The 22,555-nt window shown below is 43.8% G+C and carries 17 protein-coding genes; 6 read left to right on the forward strand and 11 right to left on the reverse strand.

The annotated features are described in order from the left end of the window. The first annotated feature begins 129 nt into the window (after positions 1-129). Positions 130-3,390 (forward strand): VIT domain-containing protein, encoded by a 3,261-nt coding sequence (locus BMX50_RS26450; protein WP_091217381.1) that lies wholly within the window; start codon positions 130-132, stop codon positions 3,388-3,390. A 106-nt stretch (positions 3,391-3,496) separates the two neighbouring features. Here the strand turns inward: BMX50_RS26450 and BMX50_RS26455 are convergent, their stop codons facing one another. From BMX50_RS26455 to BMX50_RS26495, 9 genes are all read right to left on the reverse strand, one after another. Then, positions 3,497-4,099 (reverse strand): DUF1684 domain-containing protein, encoded by a 603-nt coding sequence (locus BMX50_RS26455; protein WP_091217385.1) that lies wholly within the window; start codon positions 4,097-4,099, stop codon positions 3,497-3,499. Positions 4,100-4,234: 135 nt separating this feature from the next. Further along, the gene (locus BMX50_RS26460; RefSeq protein ID WP_167668119.1) at positions 4,235-4,636 is read right to left on the reverse strand and encodes a nuclear transport factor 2 family protein; all 402 of its coding nucleotides are present in this window, start codon (positions 4,634-4,636) and stop codon (positions 4,235-4,237) included. 18 nt (positions 4,637-4,654) lie between these two features. Then, the gene (locus tag BMX50_RS26465; protein ID WP_091217389.1) at positions 4,655-5,194 is read right to left on the reverse strand and encodes a carboxymuconolactone decarboxylase family protein; all 540 of its coding nucleotides are present in this window, start codon (positions 5,192-5,194) and stop codon (positions 4,655-4,657) included. 20 nt (positions 5,195-5,214) lie between these two features. After that, positions 5,215-5,787, reverse strand: coding sequence for a DUF417 family protein (locus BMX50_RS26470; RefSeq protein ID WP_091217392.1), 573 nt, complete (start codon positions 5,785-5,787; stop codon positions 5,215-5,217). Between the two features lie 67 nt (positions 5,788-5,854). Beyond that, on the reverse strand, positions 5,855-6,712 hold the full coding sequence (locus BMX50_RS26475; protein WP_091217722.1) for a helix-turn-helix domain-containing protein: 858 nt from the start codon (positions 6,710-6,712) through the stop codon (positions 5,855-5,857). A gap of 396 nt (positions 6,713-7,108) precedes the next feature. Beyond that, a complete protein-coding gene (locus tag BMX50_RS26480; RefSeq protein ID WP_091217396.1) occupies positions 7,109-9,400 on the reverse strand; it encodes a GH92 family glycosyl hydrolase in 2,292 nt (763 codons plus the stop codon). Between the two features lie 128 nt (positions 9,401-9,528). Next, positions 9,529-10,962 (reverse strand): RagB/SusD family nutrient uptake outer membrane protein, encoded by a 1,434-nt coding sequence (locus tag BMX50_RS26485; protein ID WP_091217401.1) that lies wholly within the window; start codon positions 10,960-10,962, stop codon positions 9,529-9,531. Between the two features lie 20 nt (positions 10,963-10,982). Then, a complete protein-coding gene (locus BMX50_RS26490; protein WP_091217406.1) occupies positions 10,983-14,489 on the reverse strand; it encodes a SusC/RagA family TonB-linked outer membrane protein in 3,507 nt (1,168 codons plus the stop codon). 125 nt (positions 14,490-14,614) lie between these two features. Then, positions 14,615-15,775, reverse strand: coding sequence for a FecR family protein (locus BMX50_RS26495; protein ID WP_091217410.1), 1,161 nt, complete (start codon positions 15,773-15,775; stop codon positions 14,615-14,617). A 190-nt stretch (positions 15,776-15,965) separates the two neighbouring features. Between BMX50_RS26495 and BMX50_RS26500 the strand changes: the two genes are divergently transcribed. The 4 genes from BMX50_RS26500 (at position 15,966) to BMX50_RS26515 (ending at position 19,790) form a co-directional block, all read left to right on the forward strand. Then, a complete protein-coding gene (locus BMX50_RS26500) occupies positions 15,966-16,553 on the forward strand; it encodes an RNA polymerase sigma factor (RefSeq protein ID WP_091217414.1) in 588 nt (195 codons plus the stop codon). A gap of 234 nt (positions 16,554-16,787) precedes the next feature. Beyond that, positions 16,788-17,843, forward strand: coding sequence for an alpha/beta fold hydrolase (locus BMX50_RS26505; protein ID WP_091217726.1), 1,056 nt, complete (start codon positions 16,788-16,790; stop codon positions 17,841-17,843). Positions 17,844-17,956: 113 nt separating this feature from the next. Then, positions 17,957-18,427 (forward strand): organic hydroperoxide resistance protein, encoded by a 471-nt coding sequence (locus tag BMX50_RS26510; protein ID WP_167668121.1) that lies wholly within the window; start codon positions 17,957-17,959, stop codon positions 18,425-18,427. Between the two features lie 268 nt (positions 18,428-18,695). Further along, positions 18,696-19,790, forward strand: coding sequence for a metallophosphoesterase family protein (locus BMX50_RS26515; RefSeq protein ID WP_091217417.1), 1,095 nt, complete (start codon positions 18,696-18,698; stop codon positions 19,788-19,790). Between the two features lie 555 nt (positions 19,791-20,345). Here the strand turns inward: BMX50_RS26515 and BMX50_RS26520 are convergent. Beyond that, entirely contained in the window at positions 20,346-21,281 is a 936-nt protein-coding gene (locus BMX50_RS26520; RefSeq protein ID WP_208864807.1) for a dipeptidase, read from the reverse strand. Between the two features lie 225 nt (positions 21,282-21,506). On the opposite strand from BMX50_RS26520, the gene BMX50_RS26525 reads away from it, so the two are divergent. Then, positions 21,507-21,923 (forward strand): acyl-CoA thioesterase, encoded by a 417-nt coding sequence (locus tag BMX50_RS26525; RefSeq protein WP_091217422.1) that lies wholly within the window; start codon positions 21,507-21,509, stop codon positions 21,921-21,923. Positions 21,924-22,038: 115 nt separating this feature from the next. Here BMX50_RS26525 and BMX50_RS26530 read toward each other — a convergent pair whose 3' ends face one another. Next, a complete protein-coding gene (locus BMX50_RS26530; RefSeq protein ID WP_091217425.1) occupies positions 22,039-22,434 on the reverse strand; it encodes a DoxX family protein in 396 nt (131 codons plus the stop codon). Between the last annotated feature and the right edge of the window lie 121 nt (positions 22,435-22,555).

Consider the following 22,555-nt stretch of genomic DNA (forward strand, 5'->3'; position numbering starts at 1 on the left):
TGAAATTTCAGGTTGGTGAATTTCGTTGATAAACTTAAATCTGCGAGAGACCCTGATGTATACGTTAATTTTTTAAAATCATTTTATGGAAATGCTTAAATCTCTGCATCCAGTAGGAAATAAGCATCCATGAAAAAGATAATTTCCTTTCCCTTATTAGTAATTATGCTGCTTGCATTGTGCATAACAACAGTTTGTGCGCAGAGCCCTCAGCTTACTGTTGATGGTAAAAGCAATAGCGGCGTTAAGCTGCAGCAGTTAAAGGTTGATGTTGCTATTTACGGTAACATTAGCCGCACCACCTGGCAAATGACTTTCTTTAATTCAACTTCGCGCATTTTAGAAGGCACATTGGTGTTTCCGTTAAAGGATGGTGTTAGCGTTAGCCGTTACGCCCTCGATATTAATGGCAAAATGCGGGAGGCCGTACCTGTTGACAGGGGCAAGGGAACCGTAACCTTTGAGGCTATCGAACGTCGCAGGGTTGATCCGGGTTTGCTTGAAAAGGTGGAAGGTAATGCATTCCGTACGCGCATTTATCCTATTAATCCTAACAGCACCCGTACGGTGATTATTGGTTACGAAGAAGAGATTCCCCTGGCTGATAAAGGTAACCTGAAGTTTACGCTGCCGCTTAATGTTAAAGATACTGTCGAAAAGTTTTCGCTCAATGCATCGGTTATTCAAAATGCCGAAGCCCCGGTTGCCGAAGGGGAAGGCGATATACTGCATTTTGACAACCATCAAAATACATATTCGGCATCTGTTGAAAAAAGCAATTATGTGCCAGATCATGCGCTGTCGTTTTTAATCCCTAAACCTGCCGGGGCAAATGAGGTGATGTTGCAGGCCCAGGGCAACAAGTACTATTATTTTATCAATACGTCGTTACAGTCGCAGCCGGTGAGCAAACCACTTCCTCATCGTATTGGTTTGCTGTGGGATGCTTCTTTAAGCGGGGCCAATCGCGATAGCAAAAAGGAGTTGGCGCTGCTGGATGCCTATTTTAAAAAAGTAAATAATGCAGAGGTAAACCTTACCATATTCAGCAACAAAGTGATCAGTACTAAAAGTTATCCTGTACGTAACGGCGACTGGGCCGAACTGAAAAATGTGCTTGAGCATGTTACTTATGATGGTGCCACCAATTTTGGCAATATCAACCTGGCTCAATATCCGGCAGATGAATTTCTGCTCATGAGCGATGGTCATCAAACCTTTGGCGAAAAAACTTTGAAATTGATCAATAAGCCGGTTTATTGTATTAATTCATCTTCAACAGCCGACTATAGTAATCTTAAACTCATCGCCCTTAAAACACATGGAGAACTGGTTGACCTTACCGGGGGCGATACCGATAAAGCGCTGAACAAACTAACCTCCCGCTCGCTGCATTTCCTGGGGATCAAAGCCGGGGCTACAGTAGAAGAAACTTATCCCTCATTGCCTGTTGCGGTTGGTAATTCATTTTCGATAGCGGGTATCACCCGTACCCCCAATCAAACTATTACGCTGCAATACGGCTATGGCGATAAAGTTAGTTTTGAAAAAACGGTTACACTTGATTTGGCTACCAACGCCGTTGAAGGGGTAGATGTAGCCAAACTATGGGCGCAAAAAAAGATCGGTGAGCTGGATATTAACTATGATGCCAACCGGCAGGAGATTGAATCGCTTGGTAAACGTTTTGGGATCATCACCCGCAATACTTCGCTCATTGTATTAGAGAATGTGAGCGATTATATACAATATGGCATTGAGCCACCTGCCGAATTACAAGCCCAGTACGATGCCATTATGAAGCAACGCGGTCCGGTTAATGAGCCGGTACGCGAAAACCTTACCGCAGCTTATACCACGGAAACCGAACTTGCTAAATGGTGGGATACGAAAGTTGAAACGGAGGCGAAACCCAAATCAAAAAATAAGAACGACAAGGCTCGTACCCCACATGCAAATGCTACTTTGCCGGTTGCAGAGGCTGTGGCAAATCCCCCGGGCACGGCGCAGCCATCGGCAGCTGCCGGATATTCTGCAAATGCGGCCCCGCCAAATTCCAATCAGCTTAGTGAGGTTGTTGTGGTAGGATACGGTGTGCAAAGAAAGACATCGACCACCGGTTCTGTTACAACAATACAAAACGACCAGGTTAATACACAGCTTGCCGGCAGGGTAGCAGGAGTCCTGGTAACCACCTCTGGTTCGCCCGGTTCAAATGCTGATGTACGGGTCCGAGGTACGGCGAGCGCTGATGCGCCTGCGCCATTGTATATTGTTGATGGAGTAGCAACTTCGTCTATAAATAATATAAATCCTAACGATGTTGGATCGGTACAGGTTTTAAAAGATGCCAATGCAACAGCTATTTATGGTGCAAGGGCCGCCGGTGGAGTTGTAGTGATCAATACGCGGACCGGCCATGGCAGCGCTGTTCGTGCAGATTCTGTTGCCAGGCCTGCAAATGCAAACGGTGGCATCAGCGTTACATACAATCCAGCCGCCGCCGATTACTTAAAAATTATCCAAAAAACAGATAAGGCTGCGCAGTACCAAAAATACCTGGAGTTACGGGTTGCATTGAGCGGTAATCCTGTCTATTATTTTGATGTGGCCGATTATTTTATAAAAACAGGCAATACAGAACTTGGTACGCGGATCCTGAGTAACCTTGCCGAGCTTGACCTGGGGAGCTATGAACTATATAAAATGTTGGGGTACAAACTAAAACAGCTTGGCGATTTTGAAGGTGAAGTGTTTGCCTTTAAAAAAGTCACCGAACTGCGCCCGCTCGATCCGCAAAGCTATCGTGATTATGGTTTGGCCCTTGATGATGCCGGCGAACATCAAAAAGCACTTGAGATACTTTATACTGCCACGACCAAAAGCTATACCGGCGAAGCAGATAATTTATATCGTGGCATTCAGGAGGTGTTTCTGCCCGAAATAAACAGGATTATATCTCTCAATAAAGGCAAACTTAATATTTCAGCTATTGACAAAAAGCTGATCAAACCTTTGCCGGTTGATATCCGCATTGTAATGGATTGGAATATGAACAACACGGATATTGATCTTTGGGTAACGGACCCTAATAATGAAAAGTGTTTTTACAGCCATAACCGCACAGCAATAGGCGGCAGGATCTCGCACGATATGACACAGGGTTTTGGCCCGGAGCAATTTTTATTGAAGAAAGCTGTTAAAGGGACTTACAAAATAGAGATTAACTATTTTGGTGACCGCCAGGCCACCATTGCCGGACCAACTACCGTTATGGCCGAAATGTTCACGCATTACGGAACTCCTGATGAGAAGAAAGAGATCATTGTATTACAAATGAAAAAAGGTGCAAACGGTACTGTTTACATAGGCGATCTGGATTTTAAATAGATGATTACAGGGCGCAATCCAGGTCCTTTGGTAACAGCGGAGCCCCGTTAACGGGGCTCTTTTTATATGGGGGGGCAACATCATCACACTATCAAACGGGATGATATCAATGGCCTTTTCCAAAGTTTTTTTCGCCAGCTTCAACGGCCATATCAACCCGGTTTTCGTCGGGAGGTTTAGGGCATGAATAGCCGCTGCTGAAAGCGCAGTATGGATTATAGGCTTTATTGAAGTCGATAACGATAGAGCCGTTTTTGATATCTTTAGTTGTAAGATCGATATAGCGGCCGCCACCGTAAGTTTCCGACCCATTGGTAGCATCGGTAAAAGGCAGGAACAGGTAATTACTGAAAGCAGGGTTTTGCGACAGGGCTATGCTTTTGTAAATGGTTAACTGCATAGGTTTACCTTTAAGCATAAAGGAAAGCTGGGCGTAACGTACGTATTGGCTGCCTGCACCGCTGAAGGTAGGTATTATAAAAGCTGATTGATTGGTAAGCAATTCGGCTTTGGCAGTTACACGATAGGTACTGTCGGCATCATAAAACCTTAAAAATTGAAGGTCATCCTGTTTAAGCGGCGATCGTGAATCTTTTAAAAAATCATCCTTATAATTTTGCCTGAAGGCAGCAATTTGTTCTTTATGGTTTTGCGCAAAGCTGTGTTGGCGGATAAAAAAGATAAATAGAAGGGTAATGAAGTATTTCATGTGTATCGCAGGGATTAGGCTCAAAGATAAGGTAGGCGTAGCTCAAAAAAAAGCGTCATTAACGTTCCATCAGAATCCTCTACGAGAGACCCTGATGGAACGTTAATGACGAGTTTAATAATATACTGTATAACGTTAAATCACCCCTTCAATAAAAAACGCATTGATCCCTTCTACATCACTCAAATGGGTAGTTATCCGGCTGATCTTACCATCAGTAATATCACAAACTATGGCTACCTGTTCATCCAGGATCAAATCGCTGCGGCTGGCAGTATTGTGGAGCGACAAGGCTACACTATCCAATCCGTATAAAATGTGGTTCAACTGAACCATTACCCCAAAATCACGCAGCTGACCGGCACGTTTTATCACAGCATCGGCACCAACTGCAGGGCCCGAAAGCAGACTTGTTCCCGGCAGGGTCCAGGTAACATCATTGGTAAGGGCAGAGCGCATAAGTTCCCAATCACGATTTTTTAGTCCGGTTAAAAACTTATTAGCTAATTGTTCTTTTATTTCTTCGGTGGTTTTCATGATGATATGTTTTAGGTATTAGTTAAGAGGCTCGGCAGCAGGAAAATCTACCGGAACTTCGGTGTTTGCAAACACATAGTTGGTATATACACGTATAGTAATAAAGGCAATAAGGTCCATCAAGGCTGCTTCATCAAAACCGGCTGCGTAGAAGTTATTTAGTGAAGTTTCGTCGCCCTTCCCTTTATTTTCAACAATTGATTTGGCTAAACCGATAATGGCATTCAGTTTATCATCAGCAGTATGGCCTCTTCTGATATCCAGTGTTTGCTCTTTGGTAAAGCCGCGTTTCATGGCCAGCATACTATGGCCGGCTAAGCAATAGGCACAACCGTTTAGTTCAGAAACAATGAGGGCAATAGCTTCCCTTTCTTTAGGGGTAAATATGCTTTTGCTCATGTCATCCTCCATATCCATAAACATTTTAAGTGCAGGCGCCGAATAACCCATAGTGGCATAAAGGTTAGGCACTTTACCAACGCGTTTTGTGAATGTATCAAACATTACCTGCACTTCGGCACTTACCTGTTCGCGGGTGGGGACATTTATAGTTTTCATGATTATATGCTGGTTTAAGATTATTTACCTGTTGATTTACGTTTGAGATAAAGCTGTGCGGTTTCGCTCATGGTGATGATGGCGCCGCCAAGGATCACGATATCTTTAATAACCAAACGACCGCGACCTGACAGGTATGGGAAGCCCCATTGGTTATCGGTTAAATGTGGCACCCAGCTTTCGGGCGTGGTGATCAGGAAGGAAAGCGTACCCAAAGTCATGATGAAGACCAGTATACTGGCAATCATACTTGGTATTGGCGCAACTTTATAAAGTGCAACCAAAATACCAAGCGCTACCAGCATAATACCCAGACCAATTGAAAAGCCATAGGTGTTATTTTCGATATTCCACTGGTGGTTGGCGGCTATCAGTTCGCCTTCTTTGTTCATGTGTTTTTTGTATTCGGTTGGATGGTTGTAAAAGAATGACATCACCGGGCTGTTGGCTACAAAGGGCACAACGCCATCGGCTTCATATGTGAAAAACTTAAGGCCACCTATCCAAAGGAATACGACTACGATGCCGAAACGAACGGCTTTTTTACCAAGCTGATCAAGGCCGGCTATGGTATTTATGATTGAAGTTTTCATGTTGTTGTTTTTTGATGAAGCAAAACTACAACGACATGAGCACCCCCAACATGGACGAAACAGGGTTTTACTTGTACAAATCCGCGACGATGGAGATGCCTGTTTTATCGCGAAATGTTTGCGGCGATATTTTGGTGAACTTTTTAAATACCCGGCTAAAATAAAATTCGTCCTGAAACTTCAGGTTATAGGCAATTTCTTTGATGCTTTGCCGGGTTAAATGAAGTTGTTTTTTTGCCTCAAGGATTAGCCGCTCCTGGATGAGCTGTGAAGGCGATTTGCGAAAATATTTTGTACAGCGCCGGGTTAAATTATCAGAAGATATAGCCAGTAACGAAGCATAATCTGATGGTTTATGCAGATCAAGGTAATGCTGATTAAGCAGTGTCCGGAACTTTTCCATCATTTCGTCTTTTTGGGGCTTATCCTGATCACTGTTGATTGCATTTATTTTTATGCTGCTGGCCTTGGCCAAAAAAAGCTGCAGATAGGCCCGCAATACAATTTCAGAGGGTAGCGGCTGCATAAATTCATCGTTCATCTGCAGCAGTAACAGCTCAAACACTTTTACATCCTGCGGGGTAAGTGCAACTATAGGATCAAGATAGATATTGTTAAATAACAATCCGTTGCAGGCCACTTCTTCGCGGTGGTACTCGATACAATAAAAATCGCTGTGAAACTGTAAAATGTTGCTTTTTATGGCGCGGCACTCATCTACATAAATAATCTGCAGCGGGGTCGAAAACAACAACACCGGGCCTGTAAAAGGGAATGCCCCAAAATCTGCATGAAAGATACCCGATCCTTCAGGAACGAGGTAAACAGTATATTCAGAAAACTGGGCAGGTGTACATAAAATATCTTCCCGTACATCCTGTAACCCAAGTAAAAACTCGCCTGCTTTATCGCGGATTGCTTTCAATGGCCAATGATTTATGGCACTAATATAAATATAGTCTGGTTTATCGCGGCAACCACTTTTATGGGTTGAGTATTTGCTCAAAAAAATTACAAAAAACCTATAGATGCAGCTATTTTGTTGACATCTTTTATAATGCGGTTCAAGCGAAAAACGCTTGAGCTATAAGCTAGGTTAAAGCCCATGCAATAGCCGTTAAGCAGTTGTTGGTGTTGTCACCACAGGTATTCGGAACATTAGGTCCCATCAGGGTCTCTCGCAGAGGACCCTGATGTATACGCCTTGCAGATCCGCTGTTTTAAATATCCTGGTAAATGTTTAGAACGCAGCGAACCTCAGGGTCCTTTGCGAGAAACACTGAATGGACATGAAACAATTTCCCTTACTAATCCTCTATAATCACATCCCCTTAGGCTGATTTACCGGTTTAACTGCCCAGCTATTTCCCGGTTTATCATTCAGATATATTTCGAGCTTACCACCGCTCCTGATATCATTGTAACGGATAAAATTATCGGGCTTTATTTTGCCATTCAATTTCACCGCGCTGATATACATTGATTTCGGATTTGATTTATGGCAGATGATCTCAAATTTTTTACCATTTTGAAGTGTAATAGCAATGCTATCAAACAAAGGCGAACATAACAGGTACTCACCCGAAACCGGGTTTACCGGGTAAAAACCCATTGAAGCAAACATATACCACGCCGACATCTGTCCCGCGTCATCATTTCCGCCTAAACCGCCGGGGCCATCGCTGTACTCGGTAGCCAGGATCTTGCGTACGGCTGCCTGTGTTTTCCATGGAGATGGCGTATAATTGTACATAAAAGGGATCTGGTGCCCTGGCTCATTACCATGCCAGTACTCACCTTTTTCAAACAAACTATCTAATGATTGTTCAAGCTTTTTTGTACCACCCATCAGCTTTGCCAAACCGGGTACATCCTGCGGCACATAAAAGGTGTATTGCCGTGCGGTGCCTTCTGTAATATAAGTTGCCTTTTTATCCGGATCAAACGGAGATACCCAACTGCCGTCAACATGCTTACCGCGGACAAATCCCGTTGACGGATCAAACACATTGGTATAATATTTTGCCCGTTTGCTAAGCGCCGTATAATCGGCAGTGTTTTTTAAAGCCTTTGCAAATTGAGCCAGCGCATAATCATCGTAAGCGTATTCCATCGTGCGGCTCACCTGTTCCATTTTATGGAAGGCATCACGCACACTATCTTCTAAAGGGATATACTGATATTTCAAATAGCTATCCAGCGCCCTGCGGCCTTTACCTTCCACATAATCGGCGCGGTTAGCAGGCAGTTCAAAAGCGTTATGCCTTAAAATCTGGTAAGCATCCTTAGCATCAAAATCAGTGATCCCCTTTAAATATGCCGAACTGATCACAGAAACAGTATGATCGCCGATCATTTCGGATGTATAGCTGTTCCAGCACGGGAACACAGGCATCCAGCCCCCTTGCTTACCTTTCAGGATCAGTGATTTTGCCAGGTTATTGATCAGAACCGGGTTCAATATCTCAAACAGCGGCAGCTGCGCCCGGTAAATATCCCACATCGAAAAATCATCATAATAATTACCGCCTGATAACTTTTCGATCTGGTAATTACCAGAAAACCGCGGATACTTGCCATCTACATCATTAAAAAGGCGCGGATGCTGCATGGCATGATAAAACGATGTATAAAAGATCCTTTTATCCTGCTCGCTGCCGGTTGAAATGCTAATCTGCCCTAAAGCTTTTTCCCATCTTGATTTGCTATTTGCTACAGCCCTCTCAAAATCAAACCCGGGCATCTCGACCTGCAGGTTTTTACGTGCCCCGTCCAAACTGGTAAACGAGGTACCTATCCTGATGGTGAGCTTTTCGCCTTTATTGAGTTTGAACCCTGCATAAATACCCGTGCCCACATCGTTTTTGATGCTATCCGCAGTAAATGTTTTATCGCCCGAAAAAGTGCCTGTCTTACTTAAACTCTGTTCAAACCGGATCACAAAGAAACCGCTGAAACCTGCACTTTTCCCCCAGCCCTGGTAAATACGGTGCGCCGGGCTGTAGCCCGATATTTCGCCGGTTTGCTTATCTACTTTTACAAAACCTTCATGGTAATCGCTATTGGCTTTAATCAATAAATAAAGGCTGTCTGCCTGTTCCATGGTAAACTGCATCATGCCGCAGCGTTCGGTGGAGGTTACTGCTGCATTCACTTTATACTGGTTAAGGTTTATGCTATAAAAGTGCGGCGACGATAGTTCATCGGTATGTTTAAATGTCGTGCTATAATTAGTTGTTTTTAGCTTACCTGTGATGGGCATAATGGTGAAGCTGCCATAATCCTGGGTACATGAACCGCTTAACCAATGCGAACCGCGCAGGCCGTTAAATACACTGTCTTTATAATAATAAGGGGGCACGCATTTAGTTTCGCCGCTTTCGGTTTCGGGAGTCCATTGCGTCATTGCAAAGGGTGCGGTAACCGCAGGAATAGTATTAGCAAACCGTGTATCAGCCGCCTGGCCATGTTTTAGTGCCGAAGCTGTGGTAGCAATAGCTGTACCTGCCATCGGTTGTACATATTTAACCAGGTTTTGGGCAAAAACAGAACATGGAAACAACAGCAGGGCGATATAAATAAACCGGTTTATGAGTTTTGGGGTGAAGTTCATTTCAGACGGGTATTAAACAAAAATACGGCAGCAAAATACAGCAATCATCGCTAATTACTGTTATCAGCAAAGGATAAAATATTGAATAAAAAGCCTGTCACCAATTCAGGTGACAGGCTTTTGAAGTTTTAATAACCTGGGTTTTGCGTTAAATTAGGGTTTAACTGAATTTCCCTTAGCGGAATAGGATATAAGTTCAAAGTACTAACTATATTTCCAATAGTACCGTTGATAGAGCCTTTAGCTTTAAAGGCGGTCATTACGGGGATAAATGTATTCCAGCGTACCAGGTCAAACCAACGTTCGGCTTCAAAACAAAGTTCCACACGCCTTTCATTACGAATGGCTGTACGGGCGTCTGCCTGGTTTAAGCCAAGCTTTAGAGCAAGGGTTGCCCTGGCGCGTACCAGGTTAAGCTGGGTTAATGCCTGATCGGTTTTGCCATTTTCGTTCAAAGCTTCGGCATAAAGCAAAATCACATCACCATAACGCAGTACAGGCCAGTCATTGTCCCCTTCACTTACGCCAACCACACTTGGGTAAATAAACTTTTTGGCGTAATAGTAAGTAAGCGTACCGGCATTGTAAATACCGATAGAGGTAGCCAGCCGGCTATCGCCGGGCTCAAAGGCATTATAAAGATCTGCCGTTCCGACGTTGTTGCTATTGCCTGTTACCGATGGAGTAATGGTAGTACCTGATGGTTGAGGCACAAAGCCCCTGGCAAATGTATTGCCCTCGCTAAAACCACCGCCAAGGTATTGTACCGAAAATATAATGTCCTTATTATTATCATTCCCCAGGCCAAACACCTGGTTATATGGGATCAGCGTACCGGCAGTTGCAGATACTGTTGCCAATATAGCCTCGGCTTCCGTAAACTTATTTTCGAACATATACACCTTACCCAATAATCCGTTGGCGGCAATGCTGGTAGCGCGGCCAATGTCTGTGCCGGTGTAAGATGCGGGCAGTACTGCCGCAGCCTCTGTCAGGTCCTTTTCTATCTGTGCATATACTGCTGCTGCTGTTGCACGGTTATAGCTGTACGCCTGTTTTTCGGATGTTATTTCGGTTAACACCAAAGGCACACCACCAAACATACGTACCAGGTTAAAGTACATTAACGCCCTTAAAAATTTAGCCTGGCCAGTATAAAGGTCGCGGTTAGCCTGGGTCATGGGAGGCGTGCCCACATGCCCTAAAACAATATTTGCATATGCTATGGTAGCGTAAAACCGGGTATATGCGTTTTGAAGATTGGTAGATGTTGCAGTCCAGGTTAGTTTATCTTCTTCACCATATAGCACTTCGCTTTCACCGTAGGTTTGGGTATTGTCTGACGGGATCTCTCCGAACCCATATTGTTCATTATAAATTGGCCTTAAGCTGCTGTAAACGCCGGTAAGGGCGGTTTTTATATCTATCTCCGTAGCGTAGTAAGTGGTTACGGGGACAATTCCTTTCGGGGTAAGATCAACAAACGACTTTTTACAAGCCGGCAATACAGCCATTAGCGTTATCAGGGAAAGGCTGCTTATGATTATCTTTTTAATTTTCATGATTTCTGAGGGTTAAGCGATTAAAATCCAAAATTTACACCTACGATAATTGTGCGGGCAGTAGGATAAGTACCCTGGTCAACACCCGGTGTTGTGGGATCGCTCCCCATAATATTTGCCTCAGGGTTATAGCCTGTATATTTAGTTATCAGGAAGGGGTTTTGCGCAGTTACATAAAACCTTGCCGTTTTTACAAAAAGCTTGCTTAGCGCGTGTTCTGTAAGGCGGTAGCCCAACGTAATATTCCTAACGCGCAGATAGGAGCCATTTTCAACAGCCTGGCTGTTAAGTGCGGCACCAGGTAATGCAGCGCTGGAAAGCGGCGACGGATATTTTACATCTCTGTCCGGAAAAGCCGGGTCGTAATAATTATTGTAATATACAGCCAGCGAATTTTGGTTATTGTTACCGGTTAATGTTTGCCGGTTGTTTCCGTTGATGATATTTACCCCCTGTACACCCTGGATCAATATGCTCAGGTCAAAATTTTTGTACTGGAATGTATTGGTTAAACCGTAAGTAACATCAGGCAGCCCATGACCTAACGCTGTCATATCATTGATGTCGATTTTGCCGTCACCGTTCTGGTCTTTGATCATAAAATCACCAATCTTATTACCAGAGGTAACTTTTGCATTATTGGCCAGATCGTTTGCATTCCTGAATATTCCGTTAATTTGATAGCCGTACATAATGCCCAATGGCTGGCCTACTTTAACCTGGTACACATTGTTCCAGCCATTAATGGCTTGCACTCCAGGCAATGCACTTGGTCCGCCCAGATCAAGTACTTTAGTTTTATAGGTTGATAAGTTGGCATTGGTATTCCAAACCACTGCACCTAATTTAAAAGAGGTGCTGGCAGTAAACTCAAACCCTTTATTTTGAAGTTTCCCTAAATTGGCCTTGTATAAGGATGCATAACCTACATCAAGTGGCAGCGCTTTATTAAGTAACATGCCGTTTGAATAACGTATGAAGTAATCAACGGTAAACGCTATTTTATTCTGCATAAAGCCTATATCGGCACCTAAACTGGTTTGATCATTCTTTTCCCAGGTAAGATCAGGATTGGCGAACCCGGTTTGCTGAGTACCGAATAAACGGGTACTTCCTGATGCATAGTTTTGATTAAGAGCTATTGAGTTTACATAGGTAAAACTACCAATGTTGGCGTTCCCCGTACGGCCGTAACCACCTCTTAACTTTAGTTCGTTGATAGATAGTTTATCTAATGCTTCTTTCAAAAAAGGCTCTTCGGCCAAACGCCATCCCATAGAGAACGAAGGAAAAACAGCGTACCGGTTATTTGGCCCGAAACGCGATGAACCATCCTGACGAACAGCCACAGTAAACAGGTATTTACGAGCGTAATCATAAGTTAACCTGCCGGCGTATGACACAAAAGTATTAGCATCAAATGCTTCTGATCCCACCGTGTTTGGCGAAGCCAGCGGACTATCAACCGCCGTTGTTATAAAGGTGCCCGGCACACCGGCAGTATAGTTAATTTGTGAGTTATATTTCTGGGTAGAAAATAAGCCCAACAAGTTAAAATGATGCTTGCCTATTTGCTTATCATATGTTGCTGTATTTTCCCAAACCCAATCAAAACTGGTGCGTGAATTATCTGCAGCGAATATACCCGCCAGCAAAGGGTTTGAATCTGAAGCTGTTGGAGCTAAGCTATAAGCCATTGTACCCGGTATATAAGCATGCACCTGTTCGTTTTCTAAAGTGGCACCCAAATAGCTCTTTAATCTCAAACCGGCAATAGGTGTGTACTCCAGGAAGGTGTTGGCCAGCGTACGAAATGATCTTGAACGGTTAACTGATTTACTTAGAATATTTACAGGGTTATAAAAATTGCTGGCAGAAAAAACCGCCGTTGGCGACAGATTGTAATTCAAATCGCGGTCATAGGGTTCCTGGAAATCACCGTTCGCCTTGCGCACAGGCACAATTGGCTGAAAAGTTAATGCCTGGTTAAGCGGGCTTGGCAAATTTACAGGGGCAACTATGTTCGGTACACCAACCAAATAATCACTGGGATTAGCACCTGCTCCACTTGCCTGGCCTGATGAGGGTTGCCTGAACTGTTCGGAATATGATGGTGAAATTGAAAAAGCAAATTTTACATTTTTGATCAGGTCGGCATCCAGGTTTAACCGGGTGGTATAGCGGCTATAATCGGTTCCTATCAATACACCCTGTTGTTTAAAGAAACCAGCCGATGCATTAAAGCGTACCTTTTCGCTGCCACCGGCGGCATTCAGTTCAAAATCGCTTAAAGGTGCTGTTCTGAAAATAGCTTTTTGCCAGTCAACGTCAGGCAAGGCTGATATATCGCCATCTAAAATAGTAGGATATTGCAGGCCTTTTATCCGGCTCAGGGCTTTAACCTGGTCAACATATTGGTCCCGTTTTAAAACCTTTATAAACCTGTTTACTTGCTGTACACCGGTATAGGCAGTTACCGAAAATGTGGTTTTGCCGGCCTTGCCACGTTTGGTTGTAACCAGCACAACACCATTTGCCGCCCGCGAGCCATAGATAGCTGCTGAGGCCGCATCTTTTAATACTTCAATCGACTCGATATCGCCGGGGTTGATCAGGTTAAAATTGGCTGCGGTTTCAAGCGGATAACCATCAACCACATAAAGCGGGTCATTAGATGCGCTTAATGAGCTTACCCCACGCACACGAATGGTTGGCGCTGCACCGGGTTTTGAACCCTGATCTGACTGTACCTGCACACCGGCTGCCAAACCGGCCAACGCTTCACCGGGTGTTCCTACAGGCTGGTTGCCAATATTTTTACCATCAACTTTGGCAATGGCGGCAGTTACCGTTGCCCTTGATTGCGTACCATAACCAACAACCACAACATCGCTAAGGGTATGCGGTGCATCGGCAAGGGTAACGTCAATAACCGTTCTGTTACCCACTACAACCTCCTGGCTCAACATGCCAATAAAGGAAAACACCAGGATACTTTTATCGCCGGGTACTTTTATGCTATACCCGCCATCGGCATTGGTTACCACACCCTGCTGGGTACCTTTAAGCACCACGCTTACGCCGGGGAGCGTTTGTCCTTTACTATCCGTAACCTTGCCCGTTATAGTAATAGCTATAGCTACTACCGGTTTAACAGGCAGTTGTTTTTTGCGGATCACAATGGTATTGTTTTCGCCGGCAACAATCTCAACCAGGTCTTTATCAAAGCACTCGTCCAATACTTTTTTCAGTTCGGTATTTTTTGCGTTAAGCGTAACAGTACCGGCTGTATTAATGATATCGCCATCACAAATAAAATTGTAGCCGGTTTGTTTGGTGAGCTGCTTAAGCACCTCTTTTACAGGTGTATTTTTTGCACTAATACTCACCTGCTGCGCCAAAGTAGCAGCACTTACCTGTAAAAGCGTAAGCATCATTATAATGATGGTGAGTTTCATTATCAATAGAAATTTAGGGATACGACAAGGCATCTTCCCGCACTTTTGTGCAGTAAAAATTTTATACATTTGTTTTGGGTTAAATAATTGGTTATGTGAATTAATTGGTATTTATCCTAATTAACCTAACAAGGCTAATCAACGCCGGGGGTGGGCTCAAACACTCCCGGTTTTTGGATATTTTGGGGATGTAATTATTTTGCTATAACGGTAACCCTCCTTTCTTCGGTAATAAAACGTACTTTATTAACTAATTCTATGTTTTTAAGTAAACTGGCCAGCCCTTTTGAGCGGGAGTAGTTACCGTAAAAATTAACATTCGTCATATCGCCCTTAAAAACAACATCAACATCATACCATCTTGATATTTTTTTCATTATAGTGGTGATGTTTTCATTATTGAAGATGAAGCTGTCATTTTTCCATGCCATTACCTCCTCTATATTAGCCTGCTTTACAGTTACACCCTCATTTGGGTTATTAACCGCCATTTGCCCGGGTTTGATCAGGGTTGACCGGTTCTGGTAGTTTATTTTCACCGAACCTTCAAGCAAGGTGGTGGAGATGCTTTGCTCATCGGTATAAGCGCTAACATTGAAATGAGTACCTAAAACTTCAACAACCTCTTTACCGTTCACATCTATTTTAAAAGGCATGGTTTTGTTTTTGGCAACTTCAAAATACGCTTCGCCTGTTAAAGTAACCTTCCTTTCGGTACCGGAGAAAGCGGCAGGGAATGATAATACCGAAGCTGAGTTTAACCAAACTTTAGTACCATCGGCCAGGGTGATATTATATTTTCCGCCACGGGGTATGGCAATGGTGTTCATTGCATTATCAGCGTCATGCTTTTTATTTTCGTCGCTTTTACTGATAACTATTCCGTTGCCGGATTTTGAGATAGCAGCATTACCTTGTTTGCTTAACACACCATTTTGGGCATCGCCAAGTGTTATTGTGTTTCCGTTGGCCAACGTTAATACTGCTTTATCCGAACCGGGCCCGATATCCTTTTTTGCGATATTATTAGTGATGGCAACCTGATTGTCTTGCCCCTTTTTATTGCTCTTAATGAAATAAATACCTGCTGATGCAAACAGGAGAACAGCGGCTGCAGCGGCATATGACCACCTGCGTATTTTTACCACCGGTGCCTCCTGAAGATGCAAACTCGCCTGCAATTTGTGGCGCAGTAATGCCCTGAGCCGCTCCTGATCTGCAATATCAATGTTTGCCAGGTGCTCATCCAGCAGGCCATTATCAAACTGATATTTTTTGATCAGAATTTCCTCTTCGGGGGTGTGTTCACCTCTTAAATATTTCTCGCAAAGAGAAAGATATTGATCTTCTGTCATGAATAGCACAATTGCTGGTGTTTACAATTTGGTTTACATAAGTATAGATACATACCAGCGATGCAACACACATAAAAAAATAAAATTATTTTATGACCACACTTTCATTCCCAGGATACCGGTACAGCACGGGATGAATAAATATTTTTATTCCTAATTTATAATCCATAGTTTTATCTTACCCAATTATATGCTAAGTGATAATTTAACAGACTCAGAACTATTTGAGGCTATTATACTTAACGACCAAAAGGCATTCAATCAGTTGTTTGAGCGTCACTGGTTTAAAGTTTATAGCGTTGCTTATAAGTATGTTAAAGATGAAGAATCGGCCCTGGAAATTGCGCACGATATTTTTCTGAATATCTGGAACAGGCGCGAACAACTTCAAATCAATTCATTTAAAAGCTATGTAATTACTGCGGCCAGCTATCACGGTATCCGTAAAAAACAAACTACGGCAGGTGTTCCGGTGCAATATGTTGAGGATTACGAGAATGAAAGTTTGCTCGTAGCACATCCGTATGCCCACAACCAGGGCGAACTTAACATAGGCGAAAAGGAAGTTAACGACACCATTGAATCACTACTGAATAACCTTCCCAAAAGGTGCAGGGAGATCTATTACATGAGCAGACGCGACCACCTGTCTATCAGTGAAATTGCCGAACAGCTTAATATCTCAAAACGAACGGTAGAAAACCAGTTAACCACCGCATTAAAACATCTGCGCACTTCTTTAAAATTCGTTATACTGTTTACTTATTTTATAAGTTAAGCCTGCACGGAGTTTCAAAACCAATCCTGATATTCTTAAAGATAAAGTACCTGTATCTTCCGCTAATTTAAAATAACGGCAAATCCAACAGGGGGTATGTCTAACTGAGGTCACCATTTGTCCGGTTCATACATCAACCACTTCCATAATCTGGATGGCGGTGTACTTTTGTTATGCCCAACGATGAGGAAAGCATCTGAAGGTTAATTTATTAACAAGCTAATTATGAAAAACATGAACAACGAAACAAACTTCAGCCGCCGCCGCTTTCTTGGTATCACCGCACTAACAGTTGCAGCTGCAGAATTAGGCGGTCTCGGTTTGCTTAAAGCCGAAACCAGGCATACTGATTCATCAAACCAACAAAATAACCATTTGTCTACCGCAACCTTCGATACCATTAAACAGGTAAAAACAAGCCTGCTTGATATTGGGTATGCAGAAAGCGGCCCGGCAAACGGACAGCCTGTCATTCTGCTTCATGGATGGCCATATGATATACATAGCTATGCTGAAGTATCAGCAATACTTGCCAAAGCCGGCTACAGGGTAATAGTACCTCATTTACGCGGGCATGGCACAACACAATTCCTTTCTGCACAAACTTTCAGAAACGGGCAGCAGGCCGCAATAGCTACAGATGTCATTGCGCTGATGGACGCCCTGAAAATAGACCGCGCCATTATCGGCGGGTTTGACTGGGGCGCTCGTACAGCAAACATCGTGGCTGCATTATGGCCTGAGCGTTGTAAAGCAATGGTTTCGGTAAGTGGTTACCTGATTGGCAGCCAGGAAGCCAACAAAAAACCACTGCCGCCAAAAGCTGAGTTATCATGGTGGTACCAGTTTTATTTTAGCACCGAGCGCGGCCGTATGGGTTACGAAGCCAACCGCCGCGATTTTAACAGGCTTATTTGGGAAACCGCATCTCCTACCTGGAAATTTGACGACGCAACCTTTGCACAAACAGCACCATCATTTGATAACCCCGACCATGTTGCCATAGTGATCCACAATTACCGCTGGCGCCTGGGCCTTGCCGAAGGTGAGGCAAAATATGACGAAATGGAAAAAAAGCTGGCAACTGCTCCTCCTATCATTGTACCTACCGTAACCCTTGAAGGCGACGCCAACGGCGCTCCCCACCCTAAACCCGCTGATTATGCTGCCCGCTTTAAAGGTAAATATGCACACCATACCATTAACGGAGGTATAGGCCACAATTTGCCGCAGGAGGCACCAAAAGCCTTCGCCGATGCGATAGTGGAAGCAGAGAGTTTCGCAAAATAATCCTAATGGAGCAGAACATCAGGGTCCTCTGCGAGCGACCCTGATGGGACAAAATTTATAAAGAGCTAAAAGCAGAACGCACAAAGCTTAAAGCGGATAAAATACTATATATCATGGAAACAATAACAGTAATTGATACTACCAATAACGCGCAGATCATTGCGGATAAAGTACTATATACAGGTAAAGTGAAAACAACCGGAGGCCGCGAAGGTGCTGCCAAAAGCACAGATGGACGTTTGGATGTAAACCTATCTACCCCGGGTGGATCAGGCAGCGGGACTAATCCCGAGCAGTTATTTGCGGCCGGATGGTCGGCTTGTTTTATTGGCGCTATGAGGCGTAACGCAGCAGGCTTACAGATCGCGATTCCAAATGATACCGCTGTTGAAGCCGAGATTGACCTGGCAACAACCGGCGAAGGCAGCAGCCTGGCCTTTAGCCTTCAGGCACGCCTGTATGTTTATCTTCCCGGGCTTACAACTGAGCAAGCCAATACTGTAGTTGCAGCGGCACATCAAACCTGCCCATATTCAAAAGCCACACGCGGCAATATTAACGTTCACATTAGTGTTTCTGTTTAATAGCGGGCGCAATAAACAGAAACCGGAATATTATAAGCAGATAACATAAACCGGCTGCAATACACCTTCCAAAATTCAAGGTATATTGCAGCCGGTTTGTTTTCGTCTCCTCGGGGTATCTCGCAGATTTAATTAATCATGCGTAAATCCCCCTTTTGACTAAATTTAACAACGGTTATTTTGATCCAACACACACATCTTTCAGGAATAAATAAATAGCTTTATAATCATCAATTAGTTATACTACCTTCCTTAACCCTATTGAGCTATGAAAAAACTTTTGTTCCTGCTGCTCGCCGCCTTTCCCGCATTTAGTTACGCGCAAAAAGATTCCATATTGGTACTATCAGATGTACATGTACACCTGGACACAACATGGAGTACCTTTTATCATACGGACACAGATTCCTCACTCTTTTTGTCGGCCATCAACAATATTAAACCGGGGAAATACCCATTTATCATTATGCCCGGTGATCTGCTTAAACATAAAGGTCATAGCAAGCAGGTAATGAAAACAACGTTTGCCTATATTATTAAACATGTCCAGAACATAGATAAACGCGCAATCATCCTGCCTGCATTAGGGAATAATGATTGCATGGCACATAATGTACCCGACGCCGAGACTTATGACGTTTTCTATAAATCCCTGCTCAAACCAATTGACCAGAATGGGGAAATAAAAAAGACGTTTTATAAAGGAGGGTATTACGTTTACGAAAAGAATGACCTGTCAATCATCGTATTAAACACGGTGCTTTTTATGAGCGAAAATAAAAATCTGGCACCGGCAGCGCGGGCTGAATTAAAATGGCTGGAATACAAATTAAGTACACTTAAACGCAATCAATCGGTTTGGCTCGTTTACCACGTCCCTCCGGGCATCGATCGTTATTCAAAATCACCCTCATGGCAGGATAGCATTCAGTTGGCGTACACACACATCATAAAAAAGTATGCTTCGCTTATCAAACTTCAACTGGCGGGACATACCCATATGGCGGACGTTAAATTAATGATCAATAATGGGAAGCTGCTCTCCCCTGTTGTGATAGCCCCGGGCCTCGATACCCGGAACGGAAATAACCCAGCCTACCAGGTGATGCATTATAATGAACGGGATAAAAAGATAAACGAGATAAATACCTATTATACCGATTCCATAAGTAATCTTAAATGGCATTCCTTTACTTTCAAAGATCTTGGTTTTAAATTTCTGCTGGATTGTAACCACGGCAGCAGTATAGGAGCCGCGTTTGTTAAGCATTACACTATAGATAGGGGCACTACAAAGTCTGCAGACGGCGCAGTCATCGCCTGGGATGATGATTTTTGCATGACATCAAAATTAGATCATTGAGTGTAGAATTGAACAAAGGATTAAAAAAACGCCCCTCTTGAGAGGGCGCGCGGAGGAACGAGTGATAGTAGGGTGTGTCTCTGCTATGAGTATCCTATCAAAGCAGAAACACACCCCTCCACCCCTCTCAAGAGGGGAATCGCACAATACCATGCTCTTTTTATTAAGCTAAAGGTGATGGCGCGACCTACTGACGGCCGGAAGTAGCTGCATCAAATACCCGGCAAAAGTTGCCCCCTCCTATCTTGCCAATTTCATCTGCACTGAAGCCGGTTTTTAGCATAGCGTCAACAACTGCGTAATAAAATCCAACTTTCTGATCCTGCCAGGCTTCGTTGGTGCGTTCGCCAACCCTGCCTCTGTTCGGGCCAGCGCCGGGGCCATTTCTGCCATTATCCCCGGGGGTACCAGGGCCATTACGTCTGTCATCACCAGGACCATTTCTGCCATTATCGCCGGGGCCTCCATCATGATGATCATCTGGACCACCACCCGGCGGCGGGCTTTGATTACCGGGCTTAGGGCCGAAACCACCGCCAGCTCTGAAAGCCGGGGTCAGTTTGGTATCGTACCTATACCAACATGGTCAACCCCGATAATATCTACTAAAGCCCGGATGTTTTGGGCATATTCTAACGGGCTATCGGCCAAATGCGTCCATACACCAATTACCCCGCCTGCATCGGCAACAATTTTCGCCTGCTCTTTGCTGATGAGCCTTGGCTTCATCATACCTGCCATATTGGGATTTTGACCCAATTGGGTATCAAGACCAGTATGTGAAATAATAACCGGGCTGGCCGCCAGCTTAAGCGCTGCTGCTATGGTTTCGCCGTTAGCATGGGCAAGGTCGATAAGGATACCCAACCGGTTACATTCTTTGATGATATCGGCACCAAACGCAGTTAAACCTCCCCAACGTGCAGGGTTTGTATACACATCGCCCAATGGTACCGAAGCGTCATTATCATGAAGAAGCCCGAGATGCCTCAATCCGCGGTCATAAGCTACAGAAAGCCTGTCCAGTTTTCCTTCCAGGAAATGACCGCCTTCAATAGATTGGATCACGGTAGGCTGGTGCTTATCATGAGCTGTTTTCAAGTCGGCCAGGTTAAGGGACCTTTTTATACCGTTATTTTTTAATTGCTGATCCATAGCGGCAAGGCCATTCATGAACCTGTCGTAGGCCTCCCCGGGATTATTCAGCTTTTGATAATCAAGGGCAAAAGTCATGCAGATGGCAGATAAACCAGACCGTTTCATTTCGCCGGCGAGATCAATGTCAGGGCCGGGCATTCCGGCCGAGGTAAGCGGCACATCGATATGATTATGCGTGTCAATGCCGATTGTTGCAGCCACAATTGCGGCTACCCTTGGGTCTATCTCGTTGGCAGCCCATGTTGCCAATGGACTAAGCATTACTGCAGCGCCCGTGCCTGCAAGGGCTGTAATGAACTCACGGCGAGACCATGTGGATTGATATTTTATCATGATTAATGGTGGACTATTTTCCAACTGTTCAAATATAGCCGGGCACACAGTCAGCGCCTAACGTAATCGGCAGTCGGCTCTTTTTCACCGACTAAGCCCTGAAATAAACTGACGGAAGTTACAAGCTGGTTCTGCTCAATATTAAAGTTCATATCCCTCATTTTAGGGATTTCCTAAAACAAAAAGGTTCAATAGCTTTGCAATCCAACAAACAGGTTAATTATTATGGAATATTCAAAAACATATACAGTAAAAGATGAGCATATAGATGTGCAGGAGATCATGGACGGTTTATATTATCCGTTTTACATGGAATATTGCAGGCATGATTATATCAGGGAAGTGCTTGGTTTTGATTTTGAAACCGAAGCTAAAAACGGCGTTTATATGGTACTGTCAAACTATAGCATTAGCTTTTTGAGGTCGTTAAAAAAGGGAGATGAATTTAAAGTTACCTGCACCCTGCATACCGATAAAGGTGGCTTACCGAAACTGCATTTTAAACAATCTATCATATGCAATAATAAGGTGATGACCAAAGCTGTATTTACAGGCACCTGTGTACCGGCAACCGGTGGCAGGCCCTATTTGCCCTCATCGGTGCTGGAAAAGATAAAAGATGCTCCTGTTCTTGAAGATTAAATGCTGTATCATTTTATACAAAAAGAGGCCATCCCAATCGGATAGCCTCTTTTACATTTTATAAACTGATGTAATTTCCTAACCAGCTTTGCTTTTCAACGCAACTTGTTACTTTTTACAAAACTGCCGGTTTTGCATATGTTGCAGGGTAAAGCTTACGGAACATCAGGTAGGTTACAGTTACCATGATAAATGCAACGATAGCATCTATAGTAGCAGGAAAACCAAGTACTGCTATTTTGGAGAAAAAGGCAAAAAGGATGTCGAAACAAATGCCCGCAAATACCCATTCTTTTAACCTGAGAAACCTGTTAGGTGTTAAAAGTACCGCTATACCTAAAAGCTTTGCAACACCAAGGATATAAATAAAGTGAGGAGGGTAGCCTAATTTTACTGTTATTGCCCACACAAGTGGATTTGTGGTAAGCTCGCAAAATCCGCTTGTTCCAAACCATAATGAAGTTAATGCTACTCCTATCCAATAGATTGTTTTTACTGTTTTTGTTGTCATGATCGTAGTTTTTATTTTGTTTGATGACTCAAAATTGTAGCAAAAACAGCGAAAACCTAAGCCCTTTCGGTACGAACCAGACAAATGAACCCACCAGCCGGACAATCTTAAAGCTGACAAC

Origin of the sequence: Mucilaginibacter gossypiicola (genome assembly GCF_900110105.1) — a bacterium.
Classification (GTDB): Bacteria; Bacteroidota; Bacteroidia; order Sphingobacteriales; family Sphingobacteriaceae; genus Mucilaginibacter; species Mucilaginibacter gossypiicola.

Excerpts from the sequence above, each read along its gene's own strand:
- BMX50_RS26450 (WP_091217381.1), top strand. The coding sequence starts at position 130 with ATGAAAAAGATAATTTCCTTTCCCTTATTAGTAATTATGCTGCTTGCA.
- BMX50_RS26455 (WP_091217385.1), bottom strand. The coding sequence starts at position 4,099 with ATGAAATACTTCATTACCCTTCTATTTATCTTTTTTATCCGCCAACAC.
- BMX50_RS26460 (WP_167668119.1), bottom strand. The coding sequence starts at position 4,636 with ATGAAAACCACCGAAGAAATAAAAGAACAATTAGCTAATAAGTTTTTA.
- BMX50_RS26465 (WP_091217389.1), bottom strand. The coding sequence starts at position 5,194 with ATGAAAACTATAAATGTCCCCACCCGCGAACAGGTAAGTGCCGAAGTG.
- BMX50_RS26470 (WP_091217392.1), bottom strand. The coding sequence starts at position 5,787 with ATGAAAACTTCAATCATAAATACCATAGCCGGCCTTGATCAGCTTGGT.
- BMX50_RS26480 (WP_091217396.1), bottom strand. The coding sequence starts at position 9,400 with ATGAACTTCACCCCAAAACTCATAAACCGGTTTATTTATATCGCCCTG.
- BMX50_RS26485 (WP_091217401.1), bottom strand. The coding sequence starts at position 10,962 with ATGAAAATTAAAAAGATAATCATAAGCAGCCTTTCCCTGATAACGCTA.
- BMX50_RS26490 (WP_091217406.1), bottom strand. The coding sequence starts at position 14,489 with ATGTATAAAATTTTTACTGCACAAAAGTGCGGGAAGATGCCTTGTCGT.
- BMX50_RS26495 (WP_091217410.1), bottom strand. The coding sequence starts at position 15,775 with ATGACAGAAGATCAATATCTTTCTCTTTGCGAGAAATATTTAAGAGGT.
- BMX50_RS26500 (WP_091217414.1), top strand. The coding sequence starts at position 15,966 with ATGCTAAGTGATAATTTAACAGACTCAGAACTATTTGAGGCTATTATA.
- BMX50_RS26505 (WP_091217726.1), top strand. The coding sequence starts at position 16,788 with ATGAACAACGAAACAAACTTCAGCCGCCGCCGCTTTCTTGGTATCACC.
- BMX50_RS26510 (WP_167668121.1), top strand. The coding sequence starts at position 17,957 with ATGGAAACAATAACAGTAATTGATACTACCAATAACGCGCAGATCATT.
- BMX50_RS26515 (WP_091217417.1), top strand. The coding sequence starts at position 18,696 with ATGAAAAAACTTTTGTTCCTGCTGCTCGCCGCCTTTCCCGCATTTAGT.
- BMX50_RS26520 (WP_208864807.1), bottom strand. The coding sequence starts at position 21,281 with ATGATAAAATATCAATCCACATGGTCTCGCCGTGAGTTCATTACAGCC.
- BMX50_RS26525 (WP_091217422.1), top strand. The coding sequence starts at position 21,507 with ATGGAATATTCAAAAACATATACAGTAAAAGATGAGCATATAGATGTG.
- BMX50_RS26530 (WP_091217425.1), bottom strand. The coding sequence starts at position 22,434 with ATGACAACAAAAACAGTAAAAACAATCTATTGGATAGGAGTAGCATTA.